This window comes from Neotamlana sargassicola, from assembly GCF_020523965.1.
Taxonomy (GTDB): domain Bacteria; phylum Bacteroidota; class Bacteroidia; order Flavobacteriales; family Flavobacteriaceae; genus Neotamlana; species Neotamlana sargassicola.
The window spans coordinates 1-14,500 of record NZ_JAJAPX010000001.1; the positions used below are offsets into that span (position 1 = coordinate 1).

General features: G+C 32.0%; 16 protein-coding genes. 13 read left to right on the forward strand and 3 right to left on the reverse strand.

Annotated features, from left to right (window positions below; all coding sequences use genetic code 11):
* Positions 1 to 156: 156 nt before the first annotated feature.
* From LG651_RS00005 to LG651_RS00025, 5 genes are all read left to right on the forward strand, one after another.
* Entirely contained in the window at positions 157 to 777 is a 621-nt protein-coding gene (locus LG651_RS00005) for a hypothetical protein (RefSeq protein ID WP_226694113.1), read from the forward strand.
* Between the two features lie 151 nt (positions 778 to 928).
* Positions 929 to 1,570, forward strand: coding sequence for a hypothetical protein (locus LG651_RS00010; protein ID WP_226694114.1), 642 nt, complete (start codon positions 929 to 931; stop codon positions 1,568 to 1,570).
* 173 nt (positions 1,571 to 1,743) lie between these two features.
* Positions 1,744 to 2,334, forward strand: a complete 591-nt coding sequence (locus LG651_RS00015) for an outer membrane beta-barrel protein (protein WP_226694115.1) — start codon at positions 1,744 to 1,746, stop codon at positions 2,332 to 2,334.
* Positions 2,335 to 2,620: 286 nt separating this feature from the next.
* Positions 2,621 to 3,838, forward strand: a complete 1,218-nt coding sequence (locus LG651_RS00020) for a PorT family protein (RefSeq protein WP_226694116.1) — start codon at positions 2,621 to 2,623, stop codon at positions 3,836 to 3,838.
* Positions 3,839 to 3,991: 153 nt separating this feature from the next.
* Positions 3,992 to 4,264, forward strand: coding sequence for a hypothetical protein (locus LG651_RS00025; protein WP_226694117.1), 273 nt, complete (start codon positions 3,992 to 3,994; stop codon positions 4,262 to 4,264).
* 368 nt (positions 4,265 to 4,632) lie between these two features.
* Here LG651_RS00025 and LG651_RS00030 read toward each other — a convergent pair whose 3' ends face one another.
* Complete coding sequence (locus LG651_RS00030) at positions 4,633 to 5,370, reverse strand: SDR family oxidoreductase (RefSeq protein ID WP_226694118.1); 738 nt, start codon at positions 5,368 to 5,370, stop codon at positions 4,633 to 4,635.
* Between the two features lie 108 nt (positions 5,371 to 5,478).
* On the opposite strand from LG651_RS00030, the gene LG651_RS00035 reads away from it, so the two are divergent.
* From LG651_RS00035 to LG651_RS00065, 7 genes are all read left to right on the forward strand, one after another.
* Entirely contained in the window at positions 5,479 to 5,817 is a 339-nt protein-coding gene (locus LG651_RS00035; RefSeq protein WP_226694119.1) for a winged helix-turn-helix transcriptional regulator, read from the forward strand.
* A gap of 172 nt (positions 5,818 to 5,989) precedes the next feature.
* A complete protein-coding gene (locus LG651_RS00040) occupies positions 5,990 to 6,241 on the forward strand; it encodes a hypothetical protein (protein ID WP_226694120.1) in 252 nt (83 codons plus the stop codon).
* Positions 6,242 to 6,418: 177 nt separating this feature from the next.
* Positions 6,419 to 7,210, forward strand: coding sequence for an aspartate dehydrogenase domain-containing protein (locus tag LG651_RS00045; protein WP_226694121.1), 792 nt, complete (start codon positions 6,419 to 6,421; stop codon positions 7,208 to 7,210).
* A 97-nt stretch (positions 7,211 to 7,307) separates the two neighbouring features.
* The gene (gloA2, locus tag LG651_RS00050) at positions 7,308 to 7,694 is read left to right on the forward strand and encodes an SMU1112c/YaeR family gloxylase I-like metalloprotein (RefSeq protein WP_226694122.1); all 387 of its coding nucleotides are present in this window, start codon (positions 7,308 to 7,310) and stop codon (positions 7,692 to 7,694) included.
* Between the two features lie 163 nt (positions 7,695 to 7,857).
* Positions 7,858 to 9,114: an NRAMP family divalent metal transporter gene (locus tag LG651_RS00055; protein WP_226694123.1), complete on the forward strand. Its 1,257-nt coding sequence runs from the start codon at positions 7,858 to 7,860 to the stop codon at positions 9,112 to 9,114.
* 20 nt (positions 9,115 to 9,134) lie between these two features.
* On the forward strand, positions 9,135 to 11,309 hold the full coding sequence (locus tag LG651_RS00060) for a DUF4962 domain-containing protein (protein ID WP_226694124.1): 2,175 nt from the start codon (positions 9,135 to 9,137) through the stop codon (positions 11,307 to 11,309).
* Positions 11,310 to 11,393: 84 nt separating this feature from the next.
* On the forward strand, positions 11,394 to 11,918 hold the full coding sequence (locus tag LG651_RS00065; protein ID WP_226694125.1) for a DUF2911 domain-containing protein: 525 nt from the start codon (positions 11,394 to 11,396) through the stop codon (positions 11,916 to 11,918).
* Between the two features lie 51 nt (positions 11,919 to 11,969).
* On the opposite strand, the gene LG651_RS00070 is transcribed toward LG651_RS00065, so the two are convergent.
* Both LG651_RS00070 and LG651_RS00075 read right to left on the reverse strand, forming a co-directional pair.
* Complete coding sequence (locus LG651_RS00070; protein WP_044632745.1) at positions 11,970 to 12,107, reverse strand: hypothetical protein; 138 nt, start codon at positions 12,105 to 12,107, stop codon at positions 11,970 to 11,972.
* A 21-nt stretch (positions 12,108 to 12,128) separates the two neighbouring features.
* A complete protein-coding gene (locus LG651_RS00075; protein ID WP_226694126.1) occupies positions 12,129 to 12,758 on the reverse strand; it encodes a 7-carboxy-7-deazaguanine synthase QueE in 630 nt (209 codons plus the stop codon).
* Positions 12,759 to 12,922: 164 nt separating this feature from the next.
* On the opposite strand from LG651_RS00075, the gene LG651_RS00080 reads away from it, so the two are divergent.
* Positions 12,923 to 14,467, forward strand: coding sequence for a helicase HerA-like domain-containing protein (locus LG651_RS00080; protein WP_226694127.1), 1,545 nt, complete (start codon positions 12,923 to 12,925; stop codon positions 14,465 to 14,467).
* Positions 14,468 to 14,500 lie beyond the last annotated feature (33 nt).

A 14,500-nucleotide genomic window follows, 5' to 3' on the forward strand; every position in this document is an offset into this window, starting at 1 on the left:
AAGTGCAATTAATCTATACAACCAAATAAGATTACATGTATCTTTAGACTATAAAACACCGAATATGGTATATTTAAAAACAGCGTAAATCAATCTTTAACCTGTAGCCATATTTCAGGACTAGACAACTACAAACCAACTCACGAAATAAAAATAATGGAAATAGTAAAACCTTATACGGAAATTAATAAAGCTATCATTTCCCTAGACAATGGAGGAAGATTTTACAATCTACTTACTAAAGCGGAAGACGGAATAATTAGTAAAGCAGAATTAGGGAAATTAGGCGGAATATTTAATGACAAACAGAAAATGATACTTTTTTTAGAATTGTCAATTTCAAAATTAAACCAAAATGAAAAAGAAATCATTATTTCAAAATTAGATAAAAATTTAAAAGAAGATTATTTAAAGTACAAACCTCAAAACCTACTTCCATCTGAAGTTGATAAAAAAGGAATTTTATCCTCAAATATGATTTTGACTGGAGTTCCTGAATTGATAGATTCGAAATCGGATTTTAACGGATTTATAATGATTCCTATTATGACTGGAAAAGTGACAACTTTCTCATTAATTCCTTTGATTGACAATTATGACGTTTACGAATTGAGAGACGAAAGAACTTCGGAAACATTTATTATAGCTCATTCAAAAACTTCTGAAAAATTACCAAATGAGAAAATGGTTATTGCAGGAGTATTGAAAGAACTCGAAAAAGATGAAAAAGGTGTAAAGAGAAAATTTTTAGAGGCAATTTATCATATAAAGAATTAAATTTAATGAATTACAAACTTAAGCCGGATATAATTTATTGCTAGTTCTAGCCTACTTGCTAAAATCCTTTCGGATTTTCTATTCGGTTTTTATTTGCTAAATTAAGTGCTTAACTACGCAACAAACCATATACAAACACGTTGCAAAAATTATGAAAATCATTCTGCAAACAATAATACTTCTGTTTTCTATCGCAACTTTTTCTCAAAAAAAATTAGAAGGAAAATATTGTTCTGTTCCAATAGGTGAATCGAATGTAACGTGTATTAATTTTAAAGAAAATAATCGATTTGATTATATGGTTTCTGGATGTTTAGGAGTGTCGACAATTGGTAGTGGAAAATTTGAATTGAAGGAAGAAACACTAAACTTGATTTTTGATAAAGCAGAACAAGTTCTAAAAAGTGAAATTAAAATAACTGATTCTAAAGTCGAATCAGAAAAAGAAGTTAAACTTAAATTCAAAGTTAAGGACGAAAACGGAATTGAAATTCCAGCGAATATTATACGAACATCTGACCGAAAACACTTTTTTTTTGATGAAGTAAACAAAGTTTTTTTAGTCGATAAAAATAGTCCGAAAGTAAACTACAAAATTGAATTTATTGGTTATGAAACAATTGAGTTGAAAATTGATAACAGTTCTGATAAAATAATTGAAATTGATTTATTTCCTGATCAAGCAAAGGTCATTTCCGATAAAGAAATTTCTTGGGATTGGGAAAAAGTGAATGAAAATGAATTTAAAACTGGAACAAACATTTGGAACAGATTTAAAAAAGTAATAAAATAACTTTTGGTAACAACGTCTATAATTTATTGCAAGTTCTAGCTTACTCACGAAAATCCTTACAGATTTCCTATTCGGTTTTTATTTGCTAAATTACGCCTAAATCACGCAACAAGCCATATACAAACACGTTCCCATAAACCAAAATAAAACATAAACAAAACTTTACTTAACTTATGAAATCAAAATTCTATTGGATGTTAATTTTAGTTTTAGCTCTAAATTTAAACGCCCAAGAATCTAAATTTGACATTGAGGTTAATTTCCCAATCGCTATTGGAGATAATTTTTTAGGAGACAACCATAATGGAATTATTGACTTGGGAATCAATTACAGATTTCTACAAAAAGAAATATTGAATTTAGGAGTGTCCGCGAATTTTGGGTTCTTTAAAAACACTAAATCAAGTGCAACCCACCTGAATCAATTATTTGATGTAAAAACTATTCCTATTCAACCGCGCTTATTTGCAGAGTTCAACATTCCGAATTTAGAAAAACTGCGTCCTCAAGTTGGAATTGGATATTCAATACTTATTTTTAATGCAGATTGGGCGGACAATCGAGATGATGAATTACCTGCTGATATTGACAATAGCGAAGAGGGTTTTAATTCTAATTTAGGTATTGCATATAATTTATCTGAAAAATTCTTTTTACAGGCACAATATGATTTTGTGAAAATTAGAGTTGAAAATGGAGTTCCAGATATAAGTTACAACACGAACATTAATATTCTGAAATTTGGAATTGGATATAAATTATGAAAAATAACTATAAATAATTATGATCGAATGCGAAGACTACTTCAGAATTTTCAAAAATGAACACACTAACAGTCTGATCTATAGAATTCTATTTGCAACAGGAAGATTGACCAAAAAAAGTAAAAGATAACTTTTGCAAACACCTCATAAATTAATTGTTAGAATAGGTTTACCAAAAAGCCCTAGCAGAATTTCTATTCAGGCTTATATTGTACTATATTAGCTAACTAAAACACCTAAAAAACCATACATAAACCTTAAGCAACAGCTACACAACTATTAGCAAATGAAAACACAAATTTTATGTCTTTTAATAACAATTTTAAGCCTTAATTGTTATTCGCAAATCTCTTTTGAAAAAGGATATTACATTGATAATACAAACCAAGCAGTTAACTGTTTAATAAAAAATGTTGATTGGAAAAATAACCCAACTGAATTTGAATATAAACTATCCGAAAATAGTGAGCCTAAAAAAGCAACTATAAAATCAGTAAAAGAATTTGGTATTGATAATATTTCAAAATATGTACGAAGCACTGTAAATATTGACAGATCGAGCGAGAACATTAATAAATTAAGCTCCGACAAAAACCCAATATTTAAAGAAGAACAGCTTTTTTTAAAGGTATTAGTTGATGGTAAAGCAACCTTATATCAATACGCCGATAGTAACTTAAAACGCTATTTTTACAATAAAGACAATTCTGATATTGAACAATTAATATTTAAAAGTTATAAAACCGAAGATAATAACGTCGCTAAAAATAATAGATTTAAACAACAGTTGTTTATTGATTTAAATTGTGCAAATTTTAAATCGCGTAAAATTGAGAATTTAGAATATAAAAAAAATAGTTTAGTACGATTTTTTACTGAGTACAGCAATTGCCACAACTACGACATAACGAATTTCGAGCCAAAGGAAAAAAGAGATTGGTTTAATTTAACATTAAGGCCACGTATAAATAGTTCATCATTATCAATGCAAGACCCAAATTCTGAAAATATTGATTTTGAAAATAAAATCGGGTTTGGATTTGGGTTAGAAACTGAGTTTATTTTACCTTTTAACAAAAACAAATGGGCTGTAGGCATTGAGCCAACTTATCAAAGTTATAAATCCGAAAAAACAACTAACTCAAGTAATGTTTCTGGTGGCGTATTAATAGCAAATGTAGATTATAGCTCCATTGAAGTACCCTTAAGCTTACGCCATTATTTCTTTTTAAATAATAATTCTAAAATTTTTATAAATGCTTCTTACGTATTAGATTTATTTTCAAAATCATCAATCGAGCTTACAAGATCTGATGGTTCAAGTGTAAATTCTCTAGAAATTAATTCCAGAAATAACTTAGCACTAGGAATTGGTTACAAACATAATGACAGATACAGTGTAGAAATAAGATACCAAACCAATAGAGAAATTATAGGGAACTATTTATATTGGAATTCAGAATACAAAACATTATCACTAATATTTGGATATTCGTTATTTTAATAAAAATAGTTACAAGGCTTTCATTTAATCACTTGGTTTTAGAAAATTCGCAAAAGTCCTAGTTAATTTTATAATCGCCTTATCCACGCCAAATTAGAGACTAAATTTACGCAACAAACCAAATTAAAAATGAAAGCGTTTAAAAACGAAAAGGTGCATAATTGGATATCTTCATTAGGGTTAACGCCTACAAGCAAATATTGGGATATTACATTCACTTTAAGCTCTACCGAAATAGAGAAATGGCTTTACAGAAGAAATAAACTAAAGCCTGAAGACACAAGAATATCTTTGTCTGTTCGATCTTTTGGGTCATGGACTGTTAATCTTGAAAGACATGACAAATTATATATCTCACAATGGAGAGCGAATAATGATTTTAGAGTAGAATCTCAACAAATGAAATATTCAACGTTCATAAAATAGCCTAAATTAAATGATATTGATGATTTCCCTAAACTTATAAAACCAATTGAAGAAGTTTTGAATATTAAATTTATTGAACATGTAGATGTAACTTCAGATAAAATTGATGTAAAACCCCATATTAATACTAAATCAAAATTATTTAAATGGTTTTCAGAATGTTCTAAAACAATTGGAACTAATATGTCTGATAGTTAAAATTCAAGTTACCTAAAATGTAAAACCACTACTTCAGCAAATTCAACTAGGTCGCTATCTACTTAAAATCACTAACGCCCATACTAAAAAAAAACATTAACCAAAATCCCGTAATTGACGGTTATACGTGACCTTAAAAACAAAATCAGCACTCCATTACTACCACACACTTACATGGTCGTACCACCATCTACAATAACTTTTTCATTGCGTAAAACCGCAGATTTGTCAGACAATAAAAACTCAACAATTGGAGCTATATCTGTTGGTTGAACAATTCGGCCTATTGGAGAAGTTGAAGAAAAATGCTCAAGTAAATTATCAATTGCTTCGTCGCTCATTCCCGATTTTTTTTGTATCGGACTTTGCGTTACACCCGGGCTAACAACATTTAGCCTAATTCCTCTTTCGGCAAGTTCAATATTTAAAACTTTAGCAATGCTTTCAAGCGCTGCCTTACTTGCGGTATATACGCTGGTATCTGCAAATGCTTTAAAAACTACAATAGAAGTATTTAAAACCACACTCGAAGGATTCTTCAAAATAGGAAGAAATTTTTGCACAGTAAAATATGCCCCCTTAAAGTTTATATTCATGGTTTCGTCAAACAATGCTTCGGTAGTTTCCTCAAAATTTAAAGCTTTAAAAATACCTGCATTTATAAACAACCCATCAATTTTTCCAAATTCATTTTTTATTTTTAATACCAGTTCGTCAATATCATCCAGCAATGAAGTATCCGATAAAACCCCGATAGCGTTTTTTCCTAATCTAGAAACCGCTATATCTAAATTTTCCCTGGTTCTTCCAGTAATTGCTACGTTGTAGCCATTTTTTACCAAATAGTCTGCACATGCAAAACCAATTCCAGTAGTTCCACCCGTAATTACAATTGTTTTGTTGCTCATTATTCAAGATTTTATTTGCAAATTTGTTAAATAACTATAAATTTAACAAGTACTTACTTTTTAGTAAGTTACTTACCACAAACTCGGAAAAATGTAAATTGTGCGGATATGGCCGAAAAATTAATTGAAAAAAAATACCAACAAGCAAAAGAATGTCCCATTACTATTTTCATGGAGCAGATTGGAGGTAAATGGAAACCTGTAATTATTTGGCTTTTAATATTAAACGAAGTCATGCGATTTAACGAATTGGACAAAGCCATTAACGGCATTAGCCAAAAAATGCTCTCACAACAATTAAAAGACTTGGAAAGATTAAAAATAGTGAAAAGAAAATCTTATCCTGTTATACCACCTAAAGTAGAATATAGACTAACCGAAAAAGGAAAGTCTTTAAAAGAGAATTTAACATCGATTATGGAATGGAGTAACAAAAACCTAAAATAAATTATAAGAGCTAAAATTGCCTAAAGGCAAACTCTTATTCCTAGGTTTTTATAAAAATCCTTTCGGATTTTATTAATCTGTTTTTATTCACTAAATTTACATCTTAGCCAACGTCCTCTCACTCTTATAAATACGTTGGCATGTGTATAGCAAACCCCTAAAAACAACAATTATGAGTAGTTTAAAAGACATTAAATCGGAAATTGAAAAATATGCAGAAAACTCTAAGTTAACGGAATCGGAAATCGTTAAGAAACTAGAAAAACATTATTTCAATAAAAAAGTAAACGAGAATTTAAAGCTGTATAGAAAAGGTAAGAAAAAAGTTCGTGATATAACAAAAGACTTAAAAATATCTCCACGAAAATTTTATGCAATTTTAAAAGCAAAAAAAATAGAACACAAAAAATACAACAAAGGGTAACTTAGCACTATCATTAAGCTTTATGTTATAACCCAAAAAGAATATTTTAAATCAATAAAAGGCCCTACAACTTACTTTTCACCGCAAGTTCAATCCCTTAATAACGCGCCAGTTTTCTATTTAAAATTTTATTCTATCTTTAAAAAAAATTAAAACCAAAACATTAAAATTATCCCTGTGAAAGTAACCATAATAGGCTTTGGAAATATTGGAAAATATCTCGGAAAATGGATTATGAACGATTCTAATTTTCAATTAAAATATGTTGTTGCAAGAAAAGAAGTTAACGACCCAGAATTTAATTTAAAAGATAAACCCATTGAATTTAGAAAAGAAATTACTTCAGATCTTATTGAAGACACCGATATTATTATTGAATGCGCCAACAAAGATGTAGTTACGCAACTACTAAAATTTGATGAACTAGATAAAGCGGGCAAAAAATTAATTGTAATTAGCACTGGTGGACTTTACCAAAACAGAGCTGCTTTAAACACATTAAAATATTGCGAAATAATATTACCAGTTGGTGCCATAGCTGGTTTAGACGCTATAAAAGCTGTAAACGATGAAATTAAAGCCATAAACATTAAAACCACCAAACACCCGAAAAGCTTAGAAGGCGCACCTTTTTTTGATAGCTCGAACATAGATTTATCATCAATTACAACAGCCGAAACCATTTGGACAGGTAAAGTTGACGAAGCCATTAGCATGTTTCCAAAAAACATAAATGTTGCTGCAAGTATTTATTTTGCATCGAAATGTGAAGAATTAACCATTAACATCGTCGCCGACCCAAATGCAACTAGCAATATGCATGAGATAACTTGTGAAGGCGATTTTGGAAAAATTTATACGCGCACCGAAAATAAACCAAGCCCAAGTAATCCTAAAACCAGTTTTTTAGCCGTAAAAAGTGTAGTTAGTATACTCAGGAACATGCATTCCAATGTAAAAATCAACTAATTTCCTTTAAAACAATGAGTAAATCTTTACAGATAAACACCTATTTAATCCCAGCATAATGTTGGGATTTTTTTATAGATTTTAAACTTGTTCATACATGAAAATAAAACACGTACACCATATTGCAATAATCTGCTCGAACTACGAAATTTCAAAAAAATTCTACACTGAAACTTTGGGACTCAAAATAAAAAATGAAGTATATCGTGAACCTCGGAATTCCTATAAACTAGATTTAGCGATAAATAATGATTACATCATCGAACTCTTCTCATTTCCCAACCCACCAAAACGCCCATCAAGACCTGAAGCCGTTGGATTAAGACACATTGCTTTTGCTGTTGAAAACATTGAGAATGAAAAAAATTATTTAGAATCTCAAAATATTCCCGTAGAACCCATTCGTATAGATGAATTTACAGGAAAAAAATTCACCTTTTTTTCAGACCCCGATAACTTACCTATAGAAATTTATGAAGTATAGTATAGCACACGCCTATTTCTTTCACTCGTAAATTCAACTACATCTTAAAATTAAAATAAAAGTTTAACAACTAAGCCTTTAAATATTCATGGAAATGATTATATTTGGTAAACCAAATTGGTGCACCAATTAAAAAAACATACCACAACCAACTAAAATAACCATGCAAGTTCTTATAAGAATAATAAAAAACCTTGGTCCAGGACTTTTGTTTGCAAGTATGGCCATTGGTACTTCGCATTTAGTATTATCTACAAAAGCTGGAGCTAAATATGGCTGGATAATGGTAATTCCTTTATTGCTAGCAAATATTTTAAAATATCCCTTCTTCGAATTTGGAATACGCTATACAAACATCACCGGAAAAAGTATTATTCAAGGGTATTTAAACCGTGGCAAAGGTTATTTGTGGCTTTATGCTTTTATAACTTTTGTTACTACCTTGGCTAGTCCTGCAGCTCTTTATTCAATTACATCAGGGCTTCTTATAAATTTATTAGACCTAAAAAACACTTCTATCGCAACGGTGGCTCTCGCCTTATTTGCCTTTAACAGCATCATCTTAATTATAGGAAAATATAAACTTTTAGAAACAACACTAAAATTTGTAATTCCTGTATTATTTGCAGCACTTTTAGTAACTACAGGACTTGTTATAAACGAAGGCCAAGTAGCACCAGTCGTAAATTTCAAAGCTCCAGAACTTCTAGACAATTTGGGTATTCTTTTTTTAATTACACTTATTGGATGGATGCCAACTGCGGTTGAAGCCAGCAGCTGGCTAAGTTTATGGAGTGCCGAAAAATATAGAATTAACAAAAATAAGCCGCCTTTAAAAGAAGCCTTACAAGAATTTAACACAGGTTATGTTATAACAACCTTATTGGCGATTTTCTTTTTAATAATTGGATGCATGACCTTGTATGGCTCTGGCACAGAACTTAGCGGAAACGCCGTAACTTTTGCCGACCAAGTGGTATCACTTTTTACTCAACATATTGGCGATTGGGCTTATTTATTTATAGCCATTTCTGCATTTGCTACCATGTTTAGCACTTGTTTAACGGCACACGACGCTATTGCTCGTGTAAGTATAGACATTGTCGAAAAATTATCTGTTAAACGCAAACCTCTTACCGACAGAAAATATTATGCCATTGGCATTATAAGTTTAGCTGCAATAAACTTTTTTGTGCTCTATAGCCTAAGCGGAAATATGAGTTTAATTATTGCAATAGCCACTTTTATTTCTTTTGTTTTAGCCCCAATTGTTGGGTATTTAAATTTAAAAATTGTAACAAGTAGCGATATCCCAGAAAAACTCAAGCCTACAAAACCACTGCAAATACTTACCTATTTGGGCATTACGTTTTTGTCGTTACTTTCAATGTACTACATATGGCAAATTATTACTAACTAAAAAATAAGCACTTACTACACATGAAAAAACATTTTAAAAAACTATGTTTTGTTTTATTGTTTTTACCCGTTGTAATTTCGGCAACAAACAATAACGCATCGGCATACAAAAGAGTACCAAATTTAAATGCCAATAATACGGAATCTTATTTATTGATAAATGACAGGTTAGATGAGTTAAAAGAAAAAATTAAAACCACTCATAAACCTCATTTTAAACGTTTATTGCAACAATGTAAATCTTACGAAAGCGAAAAACTATCAAAAACACCCCCGCCAACAAGTATTACCTATATGGGAATGGCGGCTGCCAATTTAAGTTTAGCTTACAAACTAACAGGACAGAAACATTATTTAGATGAAGCCAAACGTTGGATTTTTACCGCCGTTGGTTACGATGTTTGGGGTTATGGTTTTTTGGTTGATGTCGATTTAAGCGCCTCATGGCTGTTGTATGGTTTAGGTCTATCGTACGATTGGATTAAAGATGATTTATCGCCTCAAGAAAAACAACTTTTTTTAGATAAACTCATTCTACAAGGCAACAAAATATTTAATTACGGACAAGAAAACAAAGGCAACTGCTGGTCTACCGACTATTGGCAAAACCACAACTGGATTAACTATACCGGAATTCTAACAACTGCTTATGCAATAGAAAATGAATATGAAGGCGCTAATAAATGGATTGCAGAAATTCATGACAATTTTAAAACCGTATTCGAATATTTACCAGAAGATGGCTCGAACTACGAAGGCACCGTGTATTGGCGTTATGCAATCAATTCATTTTTATCGGCTGCTGAGTTAATACGTGCTCATGGTGGTCCTAACTATTTCGACACCGAATTTATGAAAAACACGTTTTTCTTTCGTTTGTATCAATCGGCTCCAAACTGGGAAGAAAACGTAAACTTTGGCGATTCGCACGATCGTAAAAGTTCGCACTCCATTGCGGCTTATTACAAACTAGCCTCCGAACATAACAACACCTATGCCCAATGGCTAGGAGAATTGGTTCGAAATAAATTTTTATTTAGAGAAGCTTACGAAAGTAAAATATTCCCTGGTATTTTACCAGAAGCCTTTTTAGAGTTACTTTGGTACAACCCAGAAATAAAACAACAATCGCCCGCAAATTTACCAACCACCAAATATTTCGAAGATCTTGGCTTAGTCGTTATACGCTCTGGTTGGGATACCGATGCCACACACCTATCGTTTAAAACCAGCCCTCCTGGAGGTCATAAACAATGGAAATTAAGTTGGGAAATAGATAAAAAAAATAACTGGCGAACACGTAGTTTAACGCATTACCATGTTGATTTTAATCATTTTACATTATTAAAAGGTGATGCCGCATTAGCTATAGACGAAGGCTATAACCGAACATCGAAAGCCGAAATTCATAACCTCATTACAGTTGATGGCACCGGTTGTGTTGGTGAAAAAATTTGGGATGAGGGCGATTTAAGCGACCCTGTTTTATTCGATTTAAACTGTAAAGGCATTTATAACGTTTGGAAAAATGTACCAGAAACAGCCATTGCTAAAATTGAAGCTTTCTCCAATGAAGATGGCTATACCTTTGCCGTTGGCGAAGCCAGCAAAATGTATTATCCAGAAATGCAACTAACCCGAAATGCGCGTCACATAATAAATAGCGAAAATGGTTATTTTATTTTGTTAGACGAACTCGAGAGCGAATTAGAACACACGTACACTTGGCGCATTCATTCGGAAAAATATGCCAATGAAATTGCAGATGATGAATATGAAATTTTAAACGGAACTGGCGCTTTAAAAGTATTCAATATATTTCCTGAAGCACCAAAAACAAGCATTAGCGAAACTTTAGTTGAAGAAGTAATGACACCTCAACGTCCTAACGATATTCGTCGTATAAGTTTAAAAACACTAAAAATTGAAAACACTAAAAAAGCAAAAAACACTTGTTTTATAAATGTTATGCAGCCTAAAGATGTGCTTGTAAAAGCGCCAATAAGTGTAAAACGATTAAAAGGAAAAAATTGTATTGGTGTAGAAATTACTGCAGACACTACCGTGGAAACCTTTCTATTTTCTGAAAACAACAAAATAAAATACGAACAAATTAGTGCTAATGCTAAATGGATATCTGTTGTAAAAGATAAAACAGGTAAAACAATAAAATCGACGCGCTATACAGCAAACTAAAACTTTAACAATTCATTTTTCGTTTAACGTTATTTTAAGACTATTTACCGTTAATTTTAAACTTTAAATTAAAAAATAAAAATAATGAAAAAGACAACTTACATTTCAGCTTTAGCTTTTGTATTAGCTTTAGTATTTTCAATTGAAACTCAGGCGCAAAAATTTTCTAAATTAGATGCTAGCCCACTAGACATTGCATACTTAAGAGCTAGCCGAAACGAAAAGCCTACGGCAAAAGTAATTTACAGTCGTCCGCAATTAAAAGGAAGAAGTTTAGAGCAATTAGCACCTAAAGGAAAAGTTTGGAGAACAGGAGCCAACGAAGCTGCCGAAATTAAATTTTATAAAGATGTAAATTTTGGAGGAAAACCTGTAAAAGCTGGAACTTACTCGTTATTTACTATTCCTGGAGACAACGAATGGACTATCATTTTAAGCAACGATACCGATGTTTGGGGAGCTTACAATTATAAAGACTCTAAAGATGTGGTTCGTGTAAAAGCTCCTGTACATAAAGGAGATGCTGTTGAAGCATTCTCTATTGCCTTCGATGCTGGCAAAATGTTTTTAGCTTGGGATACTGTTCGCGTTGCTGTTCCTGTTAAATAATAAAATTAAAATCAATAAAAAAAGCCTTGAACATCAAGGCTTTTTTTATTTCTAAATAACTTTAAATACGTATCCAAGCAACCAGTATAACACTAAAAAAACAACAAAAGTACCAATACAACCGCATTTTCCTCCTCCTATTTTTTTTGCGCCCCATGCCGCTCCAATTATTCTTAGTAATTTTTCCATATTGTTTTGCCTATTAATTAGTTAAGGAATATTCAAATATTTGTGTGTTTGTAACGACACCTTCCACTTTGGGTTTTGCATAACGTAGTCAACAATTAACGGTACCACTTTATCACGCTTGCTCCATTCGGGCTGTAAATATAAAATACAATTACTGTTTACTTTAGCTGCTTGTTCTTCCGCGAAGCGAAAATCGTCTTTATTATAAACTATAACTTTTAATTCATTGGCTTTAGCTGAAACCTCTTCGGTTGGAAGCTTCATCTTTTTTGGTGACAAACAAATCCAATCCCAAATACCTGTTAATTTGTATGCTCCAGAAGTTTCTATATGTGTTTTTAAACCTTCAGATTTCAATTGATTTGTTAAAGGATTCATATCCCACATTAACGGCTCACCTCCAGTAATTACAATGGTATCACTGTATTTTTTTGCATTTTCAACAATGTTATTAATGTTGGTTGGTGGGTGTAATTCGGCATTCCAACTTTCTTTTACATCGCACCAATGGCAACCCACATCGCAACCACCTATTCTAATAAAATAAGCAGCTGTTCCTTTGTAAAAACCTTCACCTTGTATGGTGTAAAATTCTTCCATTAAAGGCAACATTTCACCCTTGTTTACCAATTCTTTCACTTCATTTTTCATAGGCTGCAAATATACACATAAGTTTAACGCAAAACTTAAGGTTTTCACAATCAATTTAAAGGCCTAAATAAAACGAATATCGGTTAAAAATTATTTAGACACTTTACACTATGGCATTTTTTTTCTTCTTTATTTTTCATGTATTTTTATACAAATTTTATAACATGAGTAAAAAAGAGACATTTTATAATTTTATTACAGAAGGCAATGCTACCAAAGGCGAATTCATTCCTGTTGGGGCAGCAATGTTAGACGGCGAAACCATAACCGGAGCACATGTAAAAATACCTTTAAAAACCATGAATCGCCATGGTTTAATTGCCGGCGCAACTGGTACTGGAAAAACAAAATCGTTACAAGTTTTAGCCGAAAATTTAAGCGATAAAGGTGTACCTGTTTTACTCATGGATATAAAAGGCGACTTAAGTGGTATTGCCCAACCAAGTCCCGGACATGCTAAAATTGATGAACGCCATGAAAAAATTGGATTACCTTTTGAAGCTAAACAATTTCCTGTTGAAGTTTTAACCTTATCGGAACAAAACGGGGTGCGTTTACGTGCTACGATAAGCGAATTTGGACCAGTTTTATTATCTAGAATTTTAGATTTAACCGAAACCCAATCGGGCATTGTCTCGGTAATTTTTCAATATTGCGACAACAATAAACTACCACTTTTAGATTTAAAAGATTTCAAAAAAATATTACAATACGCTACGCAAGAAGGAAAAGCGGAATTTACAGAGGCTTATGGTCGAATTTCAACCGCTTCAACCGGTGCAATTCTTAGAAAAATTATAGAATTAGAACAACAAGGAGCCGATCTATTTTTTGGTGAAACCTCTTTCGATGTACAAGATTTACTTCGTGTAAATGATGAAGGTCGTGGCTATATCAATATTTTAAGATTAACCGATATACAAGATAAACCAAAACTATTTTCAACGTTTATGCTAAGTTTACTCGCCGAAATTTATTCTACTTTTCCTGAACAAGGCGATAGTGACCGACCAGAGTTGGTTATGTTTATAGACGAAGCACATTTAATTTTTAATGAAGCTTCGAAAGCCTTATTAAATCAAATTGAAAGCATTGTAAAACTAATACGTAGCAAAGGCGTTGGTTTATATTTTGTAACCCAAAACCCAACCGATGTTCCAGAGGAAGTTTTAGGCCAATTAGGTTTAAAAATTCAGCATGCCTTACGTGCATTTACAGCAAAAGACAGGAAAGCTATAAAATTAACAGCGCAGAACTATCCAGATTCCGAATATTACGATACCACCGAAGTTTTAACATCTTTAGGAATTGGTGAAGCCTTGGTTTCTGCTCTCGACGAAAAAGGCCGACCAACACCGCTAGCAGCCACCATGATGCGCGCACCAATGAGCCGTATGGATGTGTTAACTAGCTCCGAGTTAAGCACGTTACTATCAAACTCTAAGTTGGTTAAAAAATATAACGAAACTATAGATCGTGAAAGCGCATACGAAATGCTAAACGATAAAATAAAAGCCGCCGAAGCCGAAGAAGCTAAAGAAAAAGCCAAAAAAGAGAAAGAAGCTCTTAAAAAAGCAGAAGCAAAAAGAAAAACAACTACAACAAAACGTAGAACTAGCACCCGAATAAATCCTGTTGTTAAAGTACTTACAAGTGCCACGTTTATACGAAGCGTATTTGGTATTTTAACTAAAGTAATGAGCAAATAAACAAGCCTAAACGGCAAAACAAACAACACTAAT

What these genes read in the sequence shown, in the direction of transcription:
- LG651_RS00070 (WP_044632745.1), bottom strand. Translation starts at nt 12,107, where the DNA reads ATGGAAAAATTACTAAGAATAATTGGAGCGGCATGGGGCGCAAAAAAA.
- LG651_RS00030 (WP_226694118.1), bottom strand. Translation starts at nt 5,370, where the DNA reads ATGAGCAACAAAACAATTGTAATTACGGGTGGAACTACTGGAATTGGT.
- LG651_RS00065 (WP_226694125.1), top strand. Translation starts at nt 11,394, where the DNA reads ATGAAAAAGACAACTTACATTTCAGCTTTAGCTTTTGTATTAGCTTTA.
- LG651_RS00060 (WP_226694124.1), top strand. Translation starts at nt 9,135, where the DNA reads ATGAAAAAACATTTTAAAAAACTATGTTTTGTTTTATTGTTTTTACCC.
- LG651_RS00075 (WP_226694126.1), bottom strand. Translation starts at nt 12,758, where the DNA reads ATGAAAAATGAAGTGAAAGAATTGGTAAACAAGGGTGAAATGTTGCCT.
- gloA2 (WP_226694122.1), top strand. Translation starts at nt 7,308, where the DNA reads ATGAAAATAAAACACGTACACCATATTGCAATAATCTGCTCGAACTAC.
- LG651_RS00005 (WP_226694113.1), top strand. Translation starts at nt 157, where the DNA reads ATGGAAATAGTAAAACCTTATACGGAAATTAATAAAGCTATCATTTCC.
- LG651_RS00020 (WP_226694116.1), top strand. Translation starts at nt 2,621, where the DNA reads ATGAAAACACAAATTTTATGTCTTTTAATAACAATTTTAAGCCTTAAT.
- LG651_RS00040 (WP_226694120.1), top strand. Translation starts at nt 5,990, where the DNA reads ATGAGTAGTTTAAAAGACATTAAATCGGAAATTGAAAAATATGCAGAA.
- LG651_RS00080 (WP_226694127.1), top strand. Translation starts at nt 12,923, where the DNA reads ATGAGTAAAAAAGAGACATTTTATAATTTTATTACAGAAGGCAATGCT.
- LG651_RS00015 (WP_226694115.1), top strand. Translation starts at nt 1,744, where the DNA reads ATGAAATCAAAATTCTATTGGATGTTAATTTTAGTTTTAGCTCTAAAT.
- LG651_RS00010 (WP_226694114.1), top strand. Translation starts at nt 929, where the DNA reads ATGAAAATCATTCTGCAAACAATAATACTTCTGTTTTCTATCGCAACT.
- LG651_RS00035 (WP_226694119.1), top strand. Translation starts at nt 5,479, where the DNA reads ATGGCCGAAAAATTAATTGAAAAAAAATACCAACAAGCAAAAGAATGT.
- LG651_RS00055 (WP_226694123.1), top strand. Translation starts at nt 7,858, where the DNA reads ATGCAAGTTCTTATAAGAATAATAAAAAACCTTGGTCCAGGACTTTTG.